This is a genomic window from Paraburkholderia sp. SIMBA_027 (assembly GCF_046535315.1).
In the GTDB taxonomy this organism is placed as follows: Bacteria; Pseudomonadota; Gammaproteobacteria; order Burkholderiales; family Burkholderiaceae; genus Paraburkholderia; species Paraburkholderia tropica.
On the sequence record NZ_JAWRWY010001124.1, the window covers coordinates 1 to 254 of the forward strand.

A 254-nucleotide genomic window follows, 5' to 3' on the forward strand; every position below is an offset into this window, starting at 1 on the left:
CTATTAAATTCTTATGGGATTGTCATAGATGATACTGATTCTTTAGAATTGACTATTAATATTCAAGAAGAATTAGAAGCGAGATACTTCAGTAAGGACGAGTTAAGACCTTATCTATTTAGAAACCGTGATTATCTTTTAAGACGTGGTATTACAGATGAAATCATGAAGAAATTCATTATAGGGTATGACAAAGATAGGGAAGCAGTAGCTTTCTTTTGGTTAGATGCTAAGACAGGTAAAGTAGCTGCTAT

At 32.3% G+C, this 254-nt stretch carries 1 protein-coding gene; it reads left to right on the top strand.

The features are described 5' to 3' along the window. A partial coding sequence (locus SB764_RS42620) for a hypothetical protein (protein WP_410867124.1) occupies positions 1–254 on the top strand: 254 nt, incomplete at both ends.